Below are 22,430 nucleotides of genomic sequence, written 5' to 3'. Positions count from 1 at the left end.
ATACATAAAATTTTATTCCGGCATAACCGACTCTAGTGTTGTGCCAATTTTCATGTCGTCGAAATAAGCACTGGCGTCGTATGAGCAAGATTTTTTGTTATAAATGCCCCACTTAGGATACACAAAGGCACCATCGCCTGTGCGGTGATAGACGGTTTTCTTGTCTTCAGCAATTTTTGCCTCATAGAACTTCGTCTTTAGATTAGCCAACTCCTGTTGCTCGCCATTAAACCAAAACTGAGTAACACCGGCAAAATCACCGCGATCAATTTTTATTCTCACTACAAGGCTCACCCAAGTGTCTTGCGGAACAGCTTTGCGCCATAGCACTGACCGCATCTGACTAGGCCAGTATTTATCATCGTAAGAGGGGCCAAAAGCATTTAGTGTAAGAGTGCCGTCATACTCCATATTTAATGGATAATTTTGATCGTGCTTACCACCCGATTTCCACTGCCAAACCGTCACTTCTTTATCGATTTTTTGACCGTCCTCTGTACTAATTTTCCAGCGCCAGCCAATGTAAATATCGTCGCCGTCCTTAGCTGAGTAGTAGCGTTTTTGCCCTTCTGCACGCGCGAATTCAGATCGCTTTCGCATTTTTGGTTTATTCACTTTCCATACTAAACCATGCTCAGGATCTTCAACGGAGGTTACTGTAGAAACAGGCTTTCCCTCTTGGTCACCGCGTTCGTAACAGAAGTCTTGCGGATAGTTGCCTGGATCGAGCCGTTTGAAAAAGTTGGTCACATTGCTACTGACCGCGGGATCAGCCGACCATAGTTCCTCAGCTGATAAAGACAAGCCATGGAAGCTTCCCCCAAAAATAGTCAGAGCAGCCATTATTCTTATCAGTTTATTGATTAAACACCTATTAAATCAGTTAACTATAAAAGCGGTCAATTGCTTGTGCTAAAGACCTAAGCCTAGAATTTTTGATATCCATATTGATTCATTTAAATGAAAACACTTCAATATTCTGTTTTAGCTCTGCGCCAGTTGTAAGTAAGTTAGTTATGGAAGTAAGCGTCTTCTGACCTTGCAGCTGCATGTTGTTAGCATCTTGTTTAACTACATGAATACGGTTATTAATTTCATCCGCGACATTGGTTTGCTCCTCGGCAGCAACGGCTATTTGGTGAGCCATATCGGTAATCTGATCAAGCTCTCGTTTCACAGTCAAAAATGCCCCAGTGCTTTCTTGCACGGTTTTAACCGTGTCATAACCGCTTTCTTTTAAATCTTGCATCTTTTTAGATGCCAAGGCCGCTCCACCGATAAGCGCTTCAATTTGAGATTGGATTTGCTGGGTGGAATCCTGTGTTCGTTTCGAAAGCTCTCGAACTTCATCGGCAACCACAGCAAAACCACGCCCGGCCTCGCCAGCACGGGCAGCTTCAATCGCTGCGTTTAAAGCCAATAGATTGGTCTGCTCAGAAATACCTTGAATCACTTGTACAATATTACTTATGTTTTCCGCTTCAGTGCTAAGGTTTAAAACTAACTCACCCGTTTCACCCAATTCACTAAAAAGAGCATCCATTCTTTGTTTAGTACGCTGTGCATCTTTCTCACTTGAAACGGATAAATCATAAGCCCTTCGCACCGTTTCTGAGGTGGAAGAAGACATGTTTGATACGTCATGAATCGTGGCCGTCATTTGGTGAATAGCTATAGATATACTATCCGTTCCTGACTTTTGATTTTCGATCAACTTCATTGACTCTTCCATAGCAGATGAAACTTCGTGACTAGATTGACTCATCGATACAATCTTGTTGCGCACTTCAGATAAGGTTGATTCAAATGCTTCTATTAAGCAGTTAAATGCGTTACCGACCTGGGTTAATTCATTCTTACCGTCAATTTTGTTGCGCAGTGACATATCTTTTGTTTCGGCAAGCTGAGTTAAATCTCGCATTAATTGTCGAATGGGAACATCAATGCTAGCAATGATTTTCAGCGATACTAGTGCTAATACAACTATCAACCCAACTATGAGGATAAGAGTGTTGTGCACCGCACCACTCGCATTTTTATAAAGGCGATCTTTGGTTGCTGCGATCGTATCGAGGGTACGTTGAACAACTTGATTGAAGCTACTAATCATGTGGTCGCCAGTAGCAAGCCATTGTTCACCATTCAACTCAAGTTTAGCTCCAATAATTGTTTGATAATTTTTCCTCACAAACTCTTGATTTTTCGAGAGCTCCTTAAAAAAACCCTGCTCTTGAAGTTGCAAAAAGTAAAAGTTTTCAAGCTCATCAGGAGCAAAGAAATTAAAGTTATCGAGTAATCCGTCCAGTTCATTTTGGTACTTTACGATTTTTCCAAAATCGCTGGCGTTCATAGGCTTGTAAATATTTACGTAAATATTACCGATTTGAAATACGGACGTATTTTTAGCGCTAATTAGATTCTGATACGCATTAGACAACAACGACAGTTCCGAGTTGGTGCTGGATAAAATCACCACGGACTTTGAGGTTTTAATAAGGTCTAAAATCAATACTCTTAACGTACCACCTGTCCAAAGCTTTCCTTCTTGCACTAAGCCTTTATCGACGCCGGATCTAACTGCTGGCAATTTATTGAACAACGCACGAAGATTATCAAAACTACCAACTAAGTTAGGAAATTGCTCCAACTCCTCAGTATTGCTAATGAAGTCAAGGTAGGCCTCCAAGTCTTGGTCAACTGATGTGCGAATCGCTTGCAGCTTTTGCTCTACTGAATTTTGAATTTCAGTATTATGTTGAACAGCATGCAAATTTAAGTAACTGTTAAGAAATTCTACTTGCAAACTATTAACGAGAGGCGAGAGATGCTGAATATAATTATGCAAGAGTTCCAGCTTTTCAATGTTATCTAGCACGACTTGGGCGTTTTTATAACGCTCAATTGCCAAGCCCAAAGTAACAACCAAAGGAATAACTACCAAAATGACGATTCTCGTTCTAATCTCGACTTGATTAATTATTTTCATAGCGTCTAACACCTACAACTGGTTACTTCAAACCTTTCGGGAACACTGCTATTGAGTAGCCATACTCGACAACTACTTTTACAGCTTTCATTTAACTTTCTGTACAAATTGCCAAGACAGCTTTTTACTTAGTAAGCAAGACCATTACGTAATAGAGCCTCCCGAGCAATTCGTCGATCCAGGCTAGATTAAAACAACATCTGATTCCTACCCTTAGGGCCATCGTAGTCGTATTTGAACCAGTCAACGTCGATGTAACCGTCGTCCTTTTTCTCATTCCAAGAAAAGAAGCCTAATCTGTCACCCGTCCATTTACCAAAGCTGATAGTGAAAGTTGGGCCGAAAGCCCGATAGCTTTTTCCATCTAAGCTGTATTCGTACGTTGCTTTGTTTCTCGCATTGGAGGTTCTGACATATAGAGTGTCACTTTCGATTATTGGGCCTATTTCTTTTTGACTCATTCCGTCCATGTAGAACAAACGAGTAGAACCATCTTCTAGGCCTTCTACGCCCAATAAGTTAAACGTTCCACCATACCTAACGAATCCAGCTAATTGGTTTGGAGCAATACCACTGATATCGAACTTCGCTACAGCTGTGCCCGTTGTGATGCCCATAATACGTTGGCTAAGAGTGTTACTAGCACGCCAGAAGTCTCCGTCAGAACCGTCATTATTAGTCCACTCGTTAATCTTTGGCCCGTATTCAGAGCCTTGCGGCAATACTTTACTCGCTTTAAGCCTCAACCAGCCATCTCGCTCTGTTAACGACCAGTGACTGTTTCGTGGGTTATGATTCCACTCCCACTGTGGGCCTAAATCGCCAGCAGAAAAATCGTCATCTGAACGCGGCGCCGCAATAGGGTAACCTTTTATCGGTTTTTCAAATCGTTTAACAGGCTCACCTATTCCATCATTGTCCTCATCTACACCAATAATTGGCCAGTCGTTTACCCAAGTAACAGGCTCTAGACATTGTGGACGACCTTGGAAAGGAATATCGTCATTTTGAATAAGCTGATGCATATACCACCAGCTACCGTCAGGGGCTTGCATTAAACCACCTTGGCTTGCGCTACGGTCACCAAACTCCGAGCCTTTCTCCAATACGGTTTTAACTTCATAGGGCCCATAGATACTTTCTTTAGACCGCAAAACCAATTGCTTTCGATCATTCTTTGGGTTTTTAACGCCAGGCTTTGTAGATTTATCTCCCATGGTCCACTGCGCCATAAAGATGTACCAATACCCATCTTTTTTATAAATTTTGGCAGCTTCAGCACCCATGCCGGTATATACCAGTTTGCCCTCGTCAAGTATTTTAGTGCCATCCCAGCTCATGCGGTAAATTCGATTTTCATTACCTTCGATGGTGTTATCTGCGCTTTTTTGTTTAGTGCCTGAGTTAACTATGATGTAGGCTTCGTGTGTTTCCTCATCCCAATATACAGCGGGATCGTCTAATACATCAGCTTTGGGAAGCATTATGATTGGCTCGCTCCACGGGCCTTCAATATTGTCGGCTGTTGTAACCATTAATCCGTGTTGATAATCAATTTGATACACGTACCACTTACCCTCGTGATACGCCAAGTCACCAGCCCATACTCCAAAAGAATAGCCGTTCATTCGATCCCAGTTATACTCGGGAGCCCAAGATAAACTCGAAAAAGCATGGCCAACGTTTTCCCAATTCACCATGTCTTTTGATTTAAGTATTGGCATACCGGGGGACATGTGTTGTTTTGACGTAATCATGTAATAGGTATCACCCACTTGCTCGATATCTGAGTCTGGGTAGTCGGCATTTAAAATGGGATTAATGTAAGTGCCGTCGCCTTGATCACCAAAGCTTCCTGTAGTCGCCTGTTTATTGGTATCTTCTTGTACAGAAAGCGTGCTCGAAGCATCGACCTGACAGCCAAAAAGCACCGTAAGAAAAATGGATGAAATACCTAATTTTTTAAAGTTCGTTTGCTTAAGTGTGTCCATAAAATTTCTGCTGCTCTTTTTAATAAGTTGTATTAGCGTGACCGTTAACAATATTTACATAATGACACATTTTGATTACTATTGACAAATAACAATCATTAGCAATCATAAGGTTTTTAAAACTACCTCCTACTAGTGGTAAGTAATACTGTCAACAATTCTAAGGGTCCCCATGAAAATTTTATCAAACGTTGTAGTGGCCAGTTTTGCACTCACTGCTTGTACTCCGATATCTATTACCAGTGAGCAATTCAAGTCTTCGACTCCTAAGTACATCAATTTACCTAGCGGTACACTTGCAGTGGTAATAGATGGTAACTCACCTGACCCCGATGACATTGGTGCAACTCCCGTTTTATTAGCGTTACTCGAGAAAGCTAACGCTGCCGACAGGCTTGTTCATATTTCTCACTCTTGCGATTTAGACCCCTTTAAAAACAAGGCGCGGTATCAAATAGATCCAGAGAATGAGAGCAGACGTCAGCAGGTACTCGACAGCTCTATAAACCGCGCGCTCAATGTATTTGGCCCTTTTGAAAGCGTTGAAAAACTGTTTAATTGTAGAGAAGAACAACAAGCAGCAATTGAAGATTTAACAATAGCAATTAACAATGCCACCGCTGATAGACCTTTGTGGATCATTGAAGCCGGTGAACCTGATGTTATCGGCTATGCGTTACAAGAATCAGAAGTAAGCAAACGACAATACGTGAAAGTGGTTTCTCATCACCCCGCAAATGACAACAGCGGTGACTATTTTACATGGCAACAAATTCTAGATTTCGGTGTTGAAGAACATCAAATAGGTGACCAGAACGTAGGCTTGCAAACGCCAATTAGTGCTTGGGATTGGGCTAAAGATAGCAAAGACGATGGTATCTCGCTTATTTACGAAATGCTCGAATATGCTGAACGGGATGGTATTGTTCCCTTTCAAGCGGGCAAATTTGATAGTTCAGATGCCGGCATGATTTATTGGTGGATTACTGGTGCTGATAATGGTGGAAATAAGAACTCTACACCTAGGGACATTCAAGCCATCTTAGAATGAATCGATTAAGATAAGTGTGGCTATCTTTGGCTAAATGTATTTCAAATACTTGAAAGCAAGGTTGCCTTAAAATAAAAAGTTTGTGTTTAGTATATCCTTTAATACCATTTAAATTTGCCCTCATTAACATGTTTTACATAGCTCACGTAAACATCAAAACCGATAAAATAAACGTGAAAAAATAAAGTTTATTAATATGAGAACGAGGCTTTTATGAAACGTTTATTAGTAGGTATCGCTTTAATATGTCAAGTGCCCTTCTGCTTTGCTTCAATAATCTCGATGCAAAGTCTACAAGTAAGGCCAACACAAGAAACTCTGCTTGGGGGAGAATTGGCTCCCCTATTTACTATCCTAGATTTAGGTGTTCTAACCGCTCCCTTAACTGGACCTAGCCTTTTACCAAATTTTGTATTTCCTGGTAATGAAACTGTACTAGGTTTTGCAACTACAAGTGTAAGAAATAGCGTTTTTTCGAGTGAGAGCGCAAGCTCTGATGGAACTCGAGTCTTAACAAGCCAAAGTATAAAAACAACAATTTCGAGAAACTTACTTAGCGCTGAAATCATTGACGTTGTTGGAGTAGACGGATTCTCGATAGATAATATTGAGGTGAGAGAGAACGCACTACTATTTGATTTCAGTCCGTTTAACCTGAATTCTCTGTCAGAATTGCTGATATCCGTTACATTTTCAATAGAAACCTTTGAAGAAATACTCAGTGAGACCACAGAAACCTTAGCTTCCTCGGTCAACACCCTTACAGTCACAGAAGTGGATTCACCTTCGTCACTAGCGATTCTGTTATCTTTAGCCACACTCTTGCTTATCTCAGTTTTCCATAAGAACAATATGCGTAGTAATTGGCAGTAAAGGTTAATATGAGTGCGAAGGCTGTTATTGGCCTTCGCATCGCTCGATATTTTTTTCTATCATCTTCTCAAGCCCTTTTGGTAGGGCCTCTTCTATTGGTATTTGCATAATCAACTTTGTATTCGTATCGCAGTAGTCAATAATTCCCTCAAGAAATAAATCCAGTTCAGACAATGCCGTTACACCAACTTCAACGATAAAAGTCGTGACACCAGTCACGTTATATATTTTTATCACCTCATCCATATCAAGTAGCATCGATTTTAACTTTCTCTCTTGAGCCTTGTGCACTTCGCACTCTACTAATGCTCTTATTGGCAGCCCTAGCTTCTCTAAGTTGATTATTGGTCTATAAGCGGTGATAACCCCTAGTTCCTCAAGCTTTCTCACTCGCTCGGCGACCGCTGGCGCAGAGAGATGGACTTTTTTTGCTAACTGTGAGAAAGAAATTCTTGCGTCCTCGGACAAAGCTCTAATGATTCTTAAGTTTAATTTATCCATGACATGCTCTCTTGATTATAGATTTCTTGCGAAGAATAAGACATGAGTTAACCTAATCTTATTTCATAATTAATCAAAAATAATCATTTCAAGGTTAAAATTTTCCAGTGCCATCAATAATAAAGAAAATACTTTGAAAACCTTTATTTAAACCGTCATTAGCGCTCAAAAACATTCTTTTAAAAGGCAAGTAACGCGCCCGTTGGTGGTAATCTAAGATGAAAGCGCTGTAATGAAGTAAGCATATGTATCTTGACACGCAACTCTATTCACTAATCAGAAAATTTAAGTTATTTGAAACGTTAAGCCATAACGACAATATCTCTTCTCTAATGCAGAAATGCATTAATGAATCAGCGCTACTGCTACCTAATAGCAGCTTGGCTGTAGTAAAAACATCTAAAACAGGGAAGCCTGTTTTAATGTGTAGCTCACACGATAGTTTACCTATGTCGATTGAAAAAATGATGAGTGCGGCAGAATTCTTAAAGCAGTCAAGGGAAGCCACATTTACATTGAAAATTGGCGGTCAAAAACTTCATTTTGATGAACTCGATAGTAACATTTACTTATGTGTTACTACTGATGCGTATTATTACAGTAAAACACTTGCAGAAAGGATCGCCTCAATTTCCACAGAATTATCCATTTTACTTGCACGTTCTGTGCGGCAGAACGCAATTAAAGAGCAACAATTTGAAAAATCACAAGTGCTTAAAATCAATGAATTTGGTAATTTTTATGAAGAATTGAAAGCACTTTTCTCAGACAAGACTCCTTCTCGATATTCGGCGATGATATTCATTGATTTTGAACGCTTTAGTTCTGCAAAGGAGTTCGTTAGATTTTCTTTCAACGATGACATGCTTCTCTTAATTCAGCAGCATGTCAATTTTGGCAAAGGTGAAAATGTAAAAATTGCCAGAGTAGAGCATGACCTTCTGGCTGTTCTTATGAAAGACATTGCTCATACAGAATCTTTGGCTTTCGAGCATGTCACAAAAAAAATCCAGCATTTTCGGCGAAAGTTAAAAGACCATATCACAATAGACTCCCAGAAGTTCTTCCTCACATTCAAAGCGGGCATTAGATTGTTTAAACCATCAGAGTTTACAAACACAAGTAATGCAGAAAACGCAAAGACATTAATACAGCAAACTGAGTTTGCGATGGATCTAGTAACCAAGGATGCGGAGGTACCGTATTTGTTTTTTACAGACGAACTGCTCATCAGGTATAAAAGGAGAATAGCGATAAAACAAGCACTAAAATTTGCTCTCCAAAATGATGAGTTTTATCTAGCCTATCAACCAATATATGACGACAAAAAAATCATTATTGGCGCAGAAGCTTTATTAAGATGGGAAAGCAAACTTTTAGGTAATGTCTCCCCCGGTGAGTTTATTCCGGTAGCTGAGCAATCAGGTTTAGTTATTGACATTGGTAACCTTGTTGCTGAACAAGTGTGCAAAGCACTAAACAGTACGCTTGAGTACATTGATTACGTGAGTATGAATGTGAGCTGTATCCAGCTTAAAGACTCCATGTACAGTGATAAAATTGAGTACTTAATGTCAAAATACCCAAAATCACGGGGGCGCTTAAGGATAGAGATAACGGAAAGTGTCGCAATGACCCATTTAAAACGAACCCGTTTGCTGATGAGCGAATTAAAGGAGAAAGGAATTCAGTTTATGTTAGACGATTTCGGTACAGGTCATTCTTCATTAGCCTATTTGAACGAGCTCCCTCTGAGTACAATCAAAATAGATCGTTGCTTTGTAGACCGAGTCAGCTTGTGTGAGAAGAAACAAGCTATAGTTGGGTCAATAAAAAAGCTGGCACAGAGCTTTAATTTAAACTGCGTCGCTGAGGGTATTGAAAGCGAATCAGACTTCACATATTTAAAAAATATTAATATCGATTCATTCCAAGGTTTTTTACTTTCAAAACCTTTGACTGAAATGAAGCTATCAAATTCGTTAAAACGCTAAGCCATGTTTGTTTAGAAGAAAGTCATATTTGAGCCTGAGACTTTCAAAATCGAATGCGTAAATTCGATTATACATGATTGACCAATTCTCAACAGCCCCTATCTTATTGACGGACACAGATGTTGGCTTGATATAAACGTACTAACAACCGCACTTAGAAACACCCAATTAGTACCCAAAGCCCTTGCAGCAATAGGCTCGGCAATAGCGGCAGCTATGCTATAGACGGAAAACTAGGAGGTCTGAACAGCTGCTCTCACAAAATACCAAAATGAAAAAAATCAGTAAAACTGGCCATCTGATGGCAAGAAGTTGTTACCTTAACTGACAGTAGAGAAAACTATTTTCCGTAATTTTTCCTGTGTGAGAGGTTTAATCACTATCCCACTCATTCCTGCGTCGAAACAAGACTGTCTTACTTCCTCGCTCTCGTCTGATGTACAAGCAATAACTTTGACAGGATAGGTTACAACCTCTTTTATTCTCTTCACTGCTTCAGGGCCGTTCATAATCGGCATATTATAATCCATTAAAATCAAGTCGTACTTAAAGCGTTTACAAAGTTCCACAGCTTCCTCACCATTCTTTGCATGATCAGCAGTAAAACCTAATTCACACAGCAACATTTCGCCAACGATTCTGTTTATTTCAATATCGTCAACCAACATAATTCTTGGCTCAGCAACAGCAGATTTATGTGCTTCAGTTTTTTCTGCCTCTTTTTTAACAATTAAAGCTGCACTGGTTATGTACTGAGCCCAAAGACCGGAATCGGATATAAAATTGAGGTTGTGAGTATTGTCTAGTGGCTTGTTCTCCCTTAAAAGAACAAGCTGGCCTCTATTGCCTTCGTTGAAAGACACATTAAAAGATAAAAAGTAACAGCAGACTTCAGAATTTGAAACTACACCTCGGTGCACGAAAACTTTGTCGTTGATCTTCGATGTAATTTGTAAAGCAAGTTTTTCAAGCGATACTTGCTCTATTTCTTCACGTAAATAGGATTCACCGAGAAACAATATTTCATGCAGAGAATATAGAATTATAGTATCAGCTCCAAAATAGCTTTGAAAACGACTTATCGCTATAGATAGGGTGTCCTCAGTGACGGTATTAGAAGAATCAAGCATGGTTAATCTCTAGTAGACAAAATGAAAAGCTAATAACTTAAGCTTGCGATAAGTCCATTTTTGCCATTACAACTCCATCTAATATATTCTAAGGCACAACGATGTAATGAAAATAAAAAATCGAACGTTCTGGCCTCTAATATCATTTAATAAAAAGGAATAGTTGGTTGTTAATCAAACTTCTTACATTGACAGGCAACCCCGTGTTGCGGTAACAGGCTATAAAGGTATTCCCCCGTTTCCGATATCTGCTTCATAATATATTACTGCAGGTGTGAGCTATATTTTTAACGTAAATGTGTCAATTACTCACTTGCTATTCAATCGAATAAAGATGCAATAAGCGATTTAGTAGCACCGTAAATGTAATCTCACTATATTAGGTAGAAGTTTTTTCCGATATTTACCAGTTTCCAAATGACACAGATAACACTAGACAGAACAACTTTTAGGAACCTCTGCAAAAATACATTCCTCCAAGCGGCTTTTTGATGCTTTTTAATTGTTCGTTTTAAGCCCTCAATTTCTTCATATAGAAAGTTAATTCGAGCAAAAACCTTAGATTCTTTCGTTTTTTTCCAACCAATTACACTCACAAAACTTATGTGCTAGAGATGTTTAGTCTTGGTGAATATTCAGAGAAACCTTTTTTAACTGGCACAGTTAAAAAGTCGTCTATCACCAGACTTCAGGGAAACTACCAACATGAGAATGATTATGAAAAAAACAATATTAAGTACCGTTATAACAGCGGTCATAGCGGGCTCAACCGTTGATGCGGAGACTTCATCTCACGTTCTTCCAATTTCAGGAATTAGCGTAGAGCAAAAAAATGCTATTGAAGCCTCTTTCGACAAAAAGAATATTTTGGCCAATGCAATTCAGACAAGTGATAGCAGAGTGCGCATTATCGTGCAGTTGAACGACTCTCCCATGGCGCAATTTAGCGGTGTTAACCCCAATGTTAGTGCAGTATCTGCACATAAGGAGCAAAAGGTTAACTTTAAGTCGAATGCAGCGAAAGAATACAAGTCGTTCCTTAAAACCCAGCAGCAATCGGTTATTCAAAGTATTAAATCGTTCGATTCCGCGTTTGAGTCAGACCTCTCTTATACCACTGCGTTTAATGGCTTTGCAGGCATGGTGTCTAAAAGTGCGTTGGATAAACTCGCAAGCCTTCCTAGTGTTAAAGCGGTATATCCTGATGTTATTCACCATGCACAGATGGACGCGAGTTTAGATTTGATAGGCGCTATCGAAACGTGGGAACAGTTTGGTGGCAAAGAAAACGCAGGGTCAGGGGTAAAAGTGGCCGTTATTGACAGTGGTATTCGCCCCGAAAACCCATTATTTAGCGGTGCTAACTTTACGGCCCCGGACCCTGCTACACTGCCCACAGACGACTATTGCTCTGAAGTACCAGATTTCTGTAATAACAAACTTATTGTCGCACGTGCGGCCCCGATTGTTGAGGGCTTTAGCATTGTCGAAGGTGAATACGAGAACCCTCTTGGTTTTAACGGCCACGGTACACACGTAGCAGGTACTGCAGTGGGTAATTACGGAGTAATGGCAGAACGCGATGGTGCCGAAGCTGAAATTTCAGGTGTTGCACCAGCGGCTTACCTGATGGTGTACAAGGGATTGTACGCCACACCTGCAGATCCAAGCAGTTCTAGTGGCGCATCTTCCATGCTGCTTTCTATGCTAGAAGCTTCACTGGAAGATGGTGCAGATATTGTCAACAACTCGTGGGGTGGTGGTGCTGGCGGAATGCCCAGTAATTTCTATGCCAGCGTGTTTGAGGCCATGAACGATGCTGGTGTCGTCACTGTCTTTGCAGCAGGCAACGATGGCCCAGGTGATACAACCATAGGTTGTCCGGGCTGCGACGAAAACGTACTGACGGTTGCCAACACCACAACCAATCGTCTTTTTGCCAATGAAGTTACCATTGAAGGTGATACTACAATCGGTGCTATTCCCGCTATTTATTCTGTGGGTAACCCTGGCGTTGTATTAGACAACCCAATTACGGCACCCGTCATTTTTTCCGGCGAAATAGATGCAGAGAATGTTGAAGGCTGTTCACCCTATGTAGATACAACCGTATTCGATGACGCTATTGCGCTTATAAGCCGTGGTACGTGTAGTTTTGCGAGTAAAATCGCTAATGCTGAGGCGGCTGGGGCGACAGCGGTCCTTATTTACAATCAAGAAGGTCGTGGTGAAGCACCTATACCAATGGGTGGCTTAACTCCTACCCAAATGGTACCGTCGCTTATGTTACCTGCCACACCGGGCGCCGCGTTAGCTGACCTTGTCTTAGCTTCAGAAGAGCCAGTTAACGTTACCATTGGCAATGAAATTGTTCGCGCGGTATCCGACAGTCTGGCCGACATAATGAATGAGGATAGTTCTCGTGGTCCTGGTGGTGACCCGTCGTTCCTCAAACCTAATATTGCTGCGCCTGGTACACGCATCTTCTCAGGTGAGTCGCCCGATGCACCTGACCATCTCGGCGAAAACTTCTCGTTTAAAGACGGGACTTCTATGGCTGCGCCACACGTTGCCGGGGCTGCGGCATTGCTTCGGCAAATGCACCCTGACTGGTCTGCACAGCAAATTAAGAGCGCGCTTGTTACCTCATCAATTCGCGATGTATTAAAAGAAGACGCATTTACGCCTGCTGATAATTTTGATGTGGGTGCCGGTCGACTAGATCTTCCGCGGGCAACCAGCGTTGAACTTACTTACAGTGATTTAAGTTTAGTAGATGCAAGCTGTTATTTAACTTGTGATATGTCCATTACGGTTACTAACACGAGCAACGCTGATGTAACCGTAGATGCAACTACTATGTTCGATGACTCGGACATCGCGGTAGAGATCATCCCTAAAGCGGTAACGCTGTCAGCAGGATCGTCGGCTGAAATTATGATATCAGTAGACGTTACAAGGGCAGAGAGTAATAAGTGGTCATTTGGCGGTATAAATTGGACAGACGGGGACAACACAACTACCGACTATTTTATTCCTATAGCATTATATCCAGTGAGTAGCGACGAACCCGCCGTATTTGACAGCAGTGTTAGCGCTAGTATTGCTCCTGAAGGAGAGAGAGTTGCCAATGAAGTTAGTGCGGTCAACTTAGAAAAAACCGGATTAATTGATATTTCAGGCGTCATAGATCACAAGTTCGCTATTGACTTGGCAACGCTTTCTGCTACCAAAAATGGAAAGCAAGAGCCAATTTCATATAATCCAGCAACCCGAACAATCAATTGGCAGGGTTCATTAGATACAGCGCCTTTCACAATGACTCCTGATACTAGTATTGGTGACGAACTGCAAAGACGAGGACTCCCTCGTTATCTTCCAATGTCACTGGTAACTTCGCCGCTGGTGTGTTCTGAACAATGTGATGATGCAAGTATTGAGGTGAACTTGCCACGTGCTATTACTTATTTAGGTCAACAGTATACTACAATGCAAGTTTCATCTAATGGTTTTGTTTCTTTAGGAACCAGTTCTGGCAACACGACTACACCAACGCCCCAAGCTTTACCTAGTCTTTTAGAGCCAAATAACATTGTCGCGCCCTTTTGGACTGACTTTGACTTGGCTGGAAGCGATGGCGTTGGCACAGGTGAAATATACGCGCTTAGTGTAGTCACTGGACACTTTGTTGTAGCGTGGGAAAATGTGCAGCTGGCTGGCCAAGAAGGCACAAGTTTTAGTTTCCAATTGTGGTTTAACTACGAGACAGGCACCATAAACTTTGTATACGGTACGATGAACGCACCTGCATACGATACTGTGGTAGGAGCAGAAAATATAGTTGGTACAATTGGCACAACCTTTGGCGCCTACAGCAATGGTGAGGTTCAAGGCATTCTGCCTGTTCAGGGTGATGAGTTTGTACTCAACATTAGCACTGGCGATGACATTTCGATTAGTTATGCTGGAGAAATTGTCGCTGCAGGTGAATTGATGGACGACAGTCTTCAGGTGAACGAAGACGCATCGATCACAGCTAATATCCTTGCTAACGAAATGGATAGCACAATTATCAACGATTTCACAATGTCTTCTCTTTCAGGTGACTTTCGCACGCACAGACCAATCGTCATAGATAAAGCACCACTCGACCCTTCTACCGTCGCCATTACTACTGAACCTGCTAATGGTACGGTCACGGTGCATGAAGATGGCACTGTAACCTATGTGCCAAACGCAGACTTCTTCGGTGAAGATACATTTACCTACACAGTACGTGAAGAAAGCACTGTCAATGAAGAAGAGGAAGTACTTGGCGATGTGATTGGTGAAGGTACAGTGTCAGTGAGTGTGGCTGGCGTGCAGGATGCGCCAGTTATTTCTATAACTGCACCGACAAGTGTTGATGAGGGTGAAACCTATACCGTTTCTGCCTCAGCGACTGACGCTGACGGTGACGATGTGACCATTACCATCAACGGCGTTCAGACAACTACGTTCAATGGTACAGCGCCAAGCCACGAGCAATCAAGCAGTATTGCAGTTACTGTTGCAGCAACGGATGGTATGGATACCGCAACGGAAACCGTAACAATACCTGTCAATGACAAGAGCGGTGGTTCATTTGGCTGGATTGCGTTGTTGTTAGCGCCTGCGGTTTATCTACGCAGACGCTTTAAACGCTAAAGGCTTTACCCCCAGCGAATATACAGAGCCGCCTTGTAATCGTTAGATTACCAGGGCGTTTTTAAATATGTGACGAGACAAAGAAAGCTGACTAACTGCCGCTACCTACTTATTCCGAGTTAATGTTTATATTTTCACCAAAGCTTCAAGAGCACTGGCGATTTTCTAGACAAATCATTAGCATCATCATGGATGGTGTAAATTCGACTCGCGATATCCTCTTCATTCCCGCGGACAGCACAAACATTAGCCTCTAGGTTAGCTCTTTTACTTTTCATTCTGGCTAGATTCCGTCAGTCCCTTAAAGTATTCATTACTTTTAAACTGAGACACAGGCGACCACTTCGCATTTTCTTTTGGTAGCTTAGCTTTAAGCTCATTTATTACATTAGAATAGAAGGGATTACTAGCTAAGTTATTCCATTCGTTAGGATCTGTTGAGTGATCGTATAACTCTTCACTACCGTCTTCGTAACGAATGTATCGAAAACGCTCACTCTTTACCGCGTGGTTGTTAGGACCAAACGTGGTTAAAGCAACATGCTCCCATTCGGCATTCGGGTTGGAGATCAAGGGGGTGATATCGTTCCCCTCATTGAGCAGATTTGCTGGTAAGCCAGCCATTTTTACCAATGTAGGATACAGATCGACTAGACTCACTGGGCGATCACTTTTTAGCCCTAAAGAAGAGCTCGGAGACTTAATAATAAGCGTAGTTTTAGTAGACGTTTCCCACAACGCCATCTTAGCGAAACGGTTCTTCTCTCCAACATCATAACCATGGTCCCCCCATAGTACGACAATCGTATTGTCTGCATATTCGCTAGACTCCAGCGCGTCAAGCACCTGCCCAATGTAATGGTCTACAAACGAAATACTAGCCAAATATGCCTGTACAATATTCTTCCATTCTCCAGATTCTATTGCCCAATCGGTCGTTGGCATCATTTCATAGGTAGAAATGCGTTTTGCAATGTCAGGCACATCGTCTAAATCGCTGGGTAAATAGGGAGGGAGTTCGATACCTTCGAGCGGATGCATATCAAACCACTTTTGAGGCACGGTCCAAGGCACGTGTGGACGAAGGAATCCACCAGCGATAAAAAAAGGTTTGTCATGTTTACGTTGTAACTGCTCGACTAACCACTGAGCCGAATCATAGTCTGGCATCATTTCATCTTTTTCAGGGTAGGCTCCCCAGTCAGTGCTGGTTCCTTTCCTATCCCACTTTATTGGCTCGGGAGAATATGGTCCAAACAAAGGCTCTCTTCCACCAAACACATCGAAACTTCCGTCAGCAACACTTTGATGGAATATTTTGCCTACAGCTGCAGTATAATATCCGTGTTGTTTAAAGTACTCACTGAGAAACGTTGACTGCGCAGCTTTTCTGTTTGCAGAACGAATGTCGTTGTCCTGCACATGCCCATATATTCCCGTTGTTGAAGGAAGAAGTCCGGTCATAATGCTTGCTCTTGATGGGCCACAAAGTGGTGCTGGAGCATGGGCATTAGTGAACGTGATGGCCTCTGAAGCCAATCTGTCAATGTTGGGCGTTTTGGTGCTAGGATGGCCATTCATCGCTCCTACCCAGCTGTTTAAATCATCGACAGCTAACATAAGAATGTTCGGACGATTATTCAAATCTTTTGACGTGTTTCCACCAAAGGCATTAGCTGCAGCAAAAACAAATATACTTCCTAGTAAAAGAGCTTTTCTTCGTAACATTTCCCTAATTCCTTAATTATGCAGTTTTACGCCGCGAGAACGCTCAAAGTCGACCTTTCTAATGTTGGCCTCGACAAAGTAAAAGTCGCCATAGATTATAGGCGTATCAATTTCACCAGCGTTCCCCATGTCCCCCGTTGCTTCATCAAGCACAAAACCAAGTTCGAAGCTCATATCTCGCCCATTGTTGTTTCTATCAGTTCTATAGTTAGAAGTCAGTTCTGCCATGATTTTGTCAGCGAGGGCTCCATATTTTTGTTTCTGGTTGGCGTCTTTCGTAATAGTTGCGTAACGATAAAGTGCAGATGCGTAAATAGCGGCGGCTGAGGTGTCTTTAGGAATTTTAGTATGCGTTGCTGGGTAAGGTTCCCGTCCGCAAGGAACAAGCTTATCTCCCTGCAAAATGTCAGAACCATACCAGTTTTTCTGGCTTTTGAGCTCATTTAGCGATTCATCGGTTAGCATTGAAGCATTTAATAATTGAGGGCGATAACCTTTATACGGCAGAATATGGGGCTCTATTCTGTTCGCACAAAGCTCTAAAATTCCCGAGTACACAGACGTTTCTAAAGACGTGTTTTCGGCATACTCATAAGCGTTGTCTCTGCTAGCCCAAAAGTCCCAAAAAGGAACGAGGTCTTCTTCTAGCAAATGCTCAATGCTATTTAGCACGTTACTTAAATGCTTTTCGAAAGCCCCGCGTTCCGCGTCACTCAGCTTTAAATTAGACATATAGTCGACAATCGTTACATAACCATACAACGACCATCCCTGTCCTCTAGCCCAAGCTGAAATGTTACCTAACCCCTGCCAATTTCCTGGTTTACGTTTGCCATAATCAAAAACATGGTATGCAATGGGATACCGCTGTTCAGGATCATTTTCTTCATAAAAATAATGATTCTTGAGCGTTGTTTTAGCATGCGTTATTGCAATGTCTTTGTAATGCGATGAATCGCTATCTAGCAGGTATTCTAGGTTCATCATGTTGTCGATTATGACTGGGAATGTCCATGGATCTGCAATTTGGTGTAACTCTACGACGTCTTTACCGTTTCTTGATACAGATACCTTCATATGAGGGACGAAATCCCAAGATTTTATAACACCTTTTTCTGCATTAAACCGGCTGGAAAGTGTTTCTCTACCTTTGGCCAAAATTGAAACATACTTAGATCTAAGCTCATCACTCAAGCCTTCGTAATTTAGGGCTTCGCCATATGAATCATAAAGCATAAAACCTAAATCATGCGTTGAATCAAGCGTAGCATCTCCGTCTAACGCCTTCTGATAGTGCGTGGCAAAGTTTAGAAGTTGCTTTTCCTCACTTTCGGCCCATTCCACATAGTCTTTGTTAGACAGTAGTTTCCACATTACGCCGGGGAAAAAGCCGTTAGTCCACTTTTCATATTTATCCATAAAAATGCCCCCGTGCTCATATGAGCGAGGAACACAAATCATTGAAGTATCTTCAACGCAGGCCGGTCGATAATATAAATGACGTTCAGCTTCAATATGGCTCGCCATCTTTAAATATTGATTCTTAGCAAAAGTAAGATTTCCCAGAGCATCTTGCACAGTAAATAATTGCTTATCTTCTTGGGTTGTCTTAGCTTCCTCAGCTGCAGGTTTTGAAACATGTTGTTCACTACATGCACTAATGGACATTATGGTGAAAAGTGTTGCTCCTACCCAATTCATATTCTTTCGCGCACTGTCTCGAGTAATATGTTTTCGTACTAAGAAATCTTTTTTCTTATCTTTTTTATGACCCACGATCTTCCGCCCTTATGACTACTTTTGACTAATGATGATCATAAAGTAATGCTTTTGTAAACGCAATGTAATATGGTGTGCGCGAAGCTGAATGTTATTGAAATGTTGCAGTATTAACATTTGGTTTAAACGAACTTCTTTTAATAACAAACTTGAGCTAATAAAATTATGAAATGCCTAAAAACATTGTTAGTTTCAACCACATTATTGGGTGCGTTTTCGTTAAATGCGGAAGTGACACTTGAACAACAAATCAAAATTACCGATGAAGGACTGCACTTTGACGGCAGAAACCTCGACTTTTCTAACGTAGGTACCCCGGATACAGGGGAGAAATACGACTATTTTTTCGGCCCAAATATCTCAGCACATGGTGATGCGGTAAAAACCTACAAACACTATGTGTTTATGACTTGGTACAAGGGCGGAAAAAATGAGAGAAACGTAATGCTCTCTCGCTATAATACGCTAAGCGGCGAATTATCAACGATTGAGTTTCCACACAGGCACACCGGGTTCAGAGGTGACCCCTTAGTCGGTGAATCGCACAACACTATCGGGTTAGCCGTAAGCCCGATCAACGGCACCATTCATATGGTGTTCGATATGCATGCTTACGATGACAATAATCACGGTGGCAAATTTAAAGACGATTTCTTTCGCTATTCTTACAGTGTACCAGGAGCTGCAGAGGTTCCTCATTCCGAATTCACACTGGATAAGTTTGTTAAAGATACTAGCGAAGTCAGCCAAGGAGACGATGATTACAAACATCTGACCATGACCGGAGACCTTGGAGATAAAGGGAACTTTGCTCGACTTACCTATCCTAAATTCTTTACCACAGTAGACGGTACATTGCTTCTTTACATGCGCTTGGGCGGCAATAATAACGGTGCCTATGTATTCAACCGCTACGATGCTGAAGCTGTAAAATGGTCTACATTCACTCCGTTCAATGAAAACAACCAGAAATCCAAGGGTAACCCATACAACTGGGGACTTTACGGTAATATGAAGTACATAAATGGAAAACTTCGCGTAGGTTTCCAACAGCGTAGTAGTGATAATACAGACAAATATCTATACCAAAATGGCGTATATTACGCTTATTCAGATCACCCAAATGGCGCTGGAGACTGGAAGAATCACAAAGGCGAACCAATGACATGGCCGCTCATAGATTCAGATGAAATAAAAGTATTTGAGCCTGGCGATTATATAAGTCATACAGAAGCCAACTCCGTATACATCGTTGGGGGTTTTGATTGGACGGTAACTGCGAAAGACGATATTCACATTATCAGTAAAGTGCGCTCAACTGATCGAAACCGACCTGACTACCAAGAGGTTTCGCTTCATTCTTATAAACCTGCCGGAAGTGAAGACTTCATAGTCAGTACGGATTTCTCTGGTGCAGATGAAATTTACACTGCAGGTGACAATGTTTATATTGTAGGTTTAGAGGGTGGACGTCCCTATGTTGAGAAGGCTCGAGGCGGCACCGACAACTTTGTTAGAGTATATGAAGCTGACGACGGTCCAATCTTCGACCACGGTACACTTTATATAAAAGACGGTAAAGTCTACTACTACTTGATGGAGCGTACATCCGGTAATGCAATGCCTCTTTATCTTCAAATTATTGATCTAGATATAGAAGCCGACGCAAATGCCCCGGCAGTATCGTTCCCCTCTCCTTCTTTGACTGTAGAACAAGGTTTTGAAAAATTAAGCTTAAACATTTCTGCTGAAAGTCCAGTGGAAGGAAGATACATTCAATCTGTCACCCTTTACATCAACGATGAATTAGTGCGAACAGATGACTCAATGCCATTCTTATTTGGTCATGGCTCTAAACCGCATGAAACTGGTGCGATGGGGTGGCTAGATACACACGAACCAAACCCCTCCCCTCTTCCAGCAGGACGACATATTTTTAAAGCGGTTGCATTAGATAATGAAGGCGATAGCGCTATTACGACAATGGTACTTAACGTTAACTCAAACGCTCCCATCGTTTCATTCCCGCAACAGAGCTTGGAAGTAGATGAAGGATTTGAAAAGCTCAGCCTAAACATTAGTGCAGAAAGTGCGGTTGAAGGACGTTCGATCGAATCAGTTTCTCTTTATATAAATGGCGAGCTGGTAAGAACAGATACATCTCTTCCCTATCTATTTGGTCATGCGTCTAAACCCCATGAAACGGGCGCTATGGGATGGCTTGACACTCATTCACCGAACCCCTCGCCGCTGACCGCAGGTACTTATGAATTTACCGCTGTTGCTGTCGATAGCGAGGGCGAGGAGTCTACAGCGTCGATGCAACTAGTAGTGAAAGGTGAGCCGCAACCGCCAGTCGTTACATGGCCTGATTCAACCGTGACTGTCTATGAAGGGTACGAAAAGTTAGCAATTACTATTGATGCTGTATCACCTGTCGAAGGTCGTGATATTCAGTCAGTGACTCTCTATAGAAATGGGGAGTTGGTAAGGGTAGATACTCGCCCAGTTTGGAACTTTGGGCATTCTTTCGCTCCTTATGAGTTTGGTGCCATGGGGTGGTTAGACAGTCATGAACCAAACCCCTCGCCTCTAGGTGTAGGCACTCATACGTTTACTGCTGTCGCGAAGGATAGCGCGGGACTAGAGGGCGAAAGCAATATGACACTAATTGTTCTAAGTTTACCGGGGCCTTCCGTTACGATAAACGAAAGCGATATATCACTGCTTACTGAATATCAACACCTCGCTCTCACGGCAGACGCCTCAGCAGCAAGTGACGACATTACGATCGTAAGTTTAGCGCTTTACATTAATGAACAATTAATAAGAGAAATATATGAGCCTCCATTTGAATGGGGAGTTGAAAGCTATTCAGATGAATTACTAGATTTGCCAGAAGGTACGCATTTAGTAAAAGTCGTAGCCACCGATTCGAAAAATAAGCAGTCTGAAGCAAGCATTTTTGTAACGATTGAATTACTTGGTGACCTTAATAAAGACTCCGTCGTGGATAATAGAGATATTCGACTCTTTACTGCTGCGTTACGCAATGGAGAGGAGATGAATATCCGTTATGACTTTAACGAAGATGGCGTTGTAAATAACAGAGATACCCGTGGTCTTGTTCATCGTTGTACTTATTCACGTTGCGGTTCAAACCAGTAGGAAATAAAAATGAAGATAGCTAATTTAATTCTTATCCTTGGTTTAGTGATGTCTTTTTCTTCAAAAGCATCGCTTATTACTTTTTCGAATGATTCCTCGTCCTACCTAAATGGAGACATCATTGAAATAGAAGTATTCATAAACGAAGCCAATCCTTCAATAGACTTCCTTGAGGTCGTATGGAATTTCGATTCTAGCTTATTCGAGTTTGATTTACTTACCGTCACAAATAGCGTGTTTGACAACTCTTATTTTGACGATGCTTTTACCTTTGGCGATGAATTGATATTCCAGCTAGGTTTGTTAGCTAACTGGGAAAGTGTTCTCGGGACGTCTTTTAAACTAGGTACGTTTAGATTTATTGCGTTAGAAGAAGATGTATCGTCGCCGGAATTCATGTTAATTGACATGTTTGCGCAAGACTCTGATGGAGATGACATAAGCGTGACTTCGGTCCCTGCGCCACCAACCTTGGCAATACTTTGTTTTGCTGGGATTGTACTACTCAGAAAACGAATGAGTTAAACTTAACCGGCCCAAGGA

At 41.7% G+C, this 22,430-nt stretch carries 14 protein-coding genes; 6 read left to right on the top strand and 8 right to left on the bottom strand.

What is annotated here, in order from left to right; all coding sequences use genetic code 11:
- Positions 1-12: 12 nt before the first annotated feature.
- The 3 genes from GVO63_RS09685 to GVO63_RS09675 all read right to left on the bottom strand — a co-directional run bounded on the left by GVO63_RS09685 (position 13) and on the right by GVO63_RS09675 (position 4,977).
- Positions 13-843, bottom strand: a complete 831-nt coding sequence (locus tag GVO63_RS09685; RefSeq protein WP_159579455.1) for a heparin lyase I family protein — start codon at positions 841-843, stop codon at positions 13-15.
- Positions 844-952: 109 nt separating this feature from the next.
- Positions 953-2,986 (bottom strand): methyl-accepting chemotaxis protein, encoded by a 2,034-nt coding sequence (locus GVO63_RS09680; RefSeq protein ID WP_159579453.1) that lies wholly within the window; start codon positions 2,984-2,986, stop codon positions 953-955.
- 188 nt (positions 2,987-3,174) lie between these two features.
- Complete coding sequence (locus GVO63_RS09675) at positions 3,175-4,977, bottom strand: glycoside hydrolase 43 family protein (protein ID WP_159579451.1); 1,803 nt, start codon at positions 4,975-4,977, stop codon at positions 3,175-3,177.
- Positions 4,978-5,149: 172 nt separating this feature from the next.
- Between GVO63_RS09675 and GVO63_RS09670 the strand changes: the two genes are divergently transcribed.
- Together GVO63_RS09670 and GVO63_RS09665 are read left to right on the top strand one after the other, a co-directional pair.
- Positions 5,150-6,028 carry a hypothetical protein gene (locus GVO63_RS09670; protein WP_159579449.1) on the top strand — a complete coding sequence of 293 codons (879 nt, stop codon included), beginning with the start codon at positions 5,150-5,152 and terminating at the stop codon, positions 6,026-6,028.
- 213 nt (positions 6,029-6,241) lie between these two features.
- Positions 6,242-6,901, top strand: a complete 660-nt coding sequence (locus GVO63_RS09665; RefSeq protein ID WP_159579447.1) for a hypothetical protein — start codon at positions 6,242-6,244, stop codon at positions 6,899-6,901.
- Positions 6,902-6,925: 24 nt separating this feature from the next.
- On the opposite strand, the gene GVO63_RS09660 is transcribed toward GVO63_RS09665, so the two are convergent.
- Entirely contained in the window at positions 6,926-7,402 is a 477-nt protein-coding gene (locus tag GVO63_RS09660; protein ID WP_159579445.1) for an Lrp/AsnC family transcriptional regulator, read from the bottom strand.
- Positions 7,403-7,647: 245 nt separating this feature from the next.
- Between GVO63_RS09660 and GVO63_RS09655 the strand changes: the two genes are divergently transcribed.
- Complete coding sequence (locus GVO63_RS09655) at positions 7,648-9,396, top strand: EAL domain-containing protein (RefSeq protein WP_159579443.1); 1,749 nt, start codon at positions 7,648-7,650, stop codon at positions 9,394-9,396.
- 320 nt (positions 9,397-9,716) lie between these two features.
- Here the strand turns inward: GVO63_RS09655 and GVO63_RS09650 are convergent, their stop codons facing one another.
- Positions 9,717-10,526 carry a response regulator gene (locus GVO63_RS09650; RefSeq protein WP_159579441.1) on the bottom strand — a complete coding sequence of 270 codons (810 nt, stop codon included), beginning with the start codon at positions 10,524-10,526 and terminating at the stop codon, positions 9,717-9,719.
- Positions 10,527-11,243: 717 nt separating this feature from the next.
- Here GVO63_RS09650 and GVO63_RS09645 point away from each other — a divergent pair.
- A complete protein-coding gene (locus GVO63_RS09645; protein ID WP_159579439.1) occupies positions 11,244-15,212 on the top strand; it encodes a S8 family serine peptidase in 3,969 nt (1,322 codons plus the stop codon).
- Positions 15,213-15,346: 134 nt separating this feature from the next.
- Here the strand turns inward: GVO63_RS09645 and GVO63_RS09640 are convergent, their stop codons facing one another.
- From GVO63_RS09640 to GVO63_RS09630, 3 genes are read right to left on the bottom strand one after another with little or no spacing between them, the layout of a single operon-like run.
- Positions 15,347-15,490: a hypothetical protein gene (locus tag GVO63_RS09640; protein ID WP_159579437.1), complete on the bottom strand. Its 144-nt coding sequence runs from the start codon at positions 15,488-15,490 to the stop codon at positions 15,347-15,349.
- Positions 15,480-16,940: a sulfatase gene (locus GVO63_RS09635; protein ID WP_236552111.1), complete on the bottom strand. Its 1,461-nt coding sequence runs from the start codon at positions 16,938-16,940 to the stop codon at positions 15,480-15,482. The genes GVO63_RS09640 and GVO63_RS09635 overlap by 11 nt, the downstream gene beginning before the upstream one ends.
- 12 nt (positions 16,941-16,952) lie before the next feature.
- Positions 16,953-18,716, bottom strand: a complete 1,764-nt coding sequence (locus tag GVO63_RS09630; protein WP_236552110.1) for a glycoside hydrolase family 88 protein — start codon at positions 18,714-18,716, stop codon at positions 16,953-16,955.
- Between the two features lie 168 nt (positions 18,717-18,884).
- On the opposite strand from GVO63_RS09630, the gene GVO63_RS09625 reads away from it, so the two are divergent.
- Positions 18,885-21,887 (top strand): BNR-4 repeat-containing protein, encoded by a 3,003-nt coding sequence (locus GVO63_RS09625; protein WP_159579435.1) that lies wholly within the window; start codon positions 18,885-18,887, stop codon positions 21,885-21,887.
- A gap of 9 nt (positions 21,888-21,896) precedes the next feature.
- Positions 21,897-22,412, top strand: coding sequence for a hypothetical protein (locus tag GVO63_RS09620; RefSeq protein ID WP_159579433.1), 516 nt, complete (start codon positions 21,897-21,899; stop codon positions 22,410-22,412).
- Positions 22,413-22,430: the final 18 nt, after the last annotated feature.

It is taken from the genome of Alteromonas sp. KUL106, assembly GCF_009811415.1.
GTDB lineage: Bacteria > Pseudomonadota > Gammaproteobacteria > Enterobacterales > Alteromonadaceae > Alteromonas.
The sequence above is the reverse complement of the archived record's forward strand: the minus strand, read 5'-3'. Positions and strand labels throughout refer to the sequence as shown.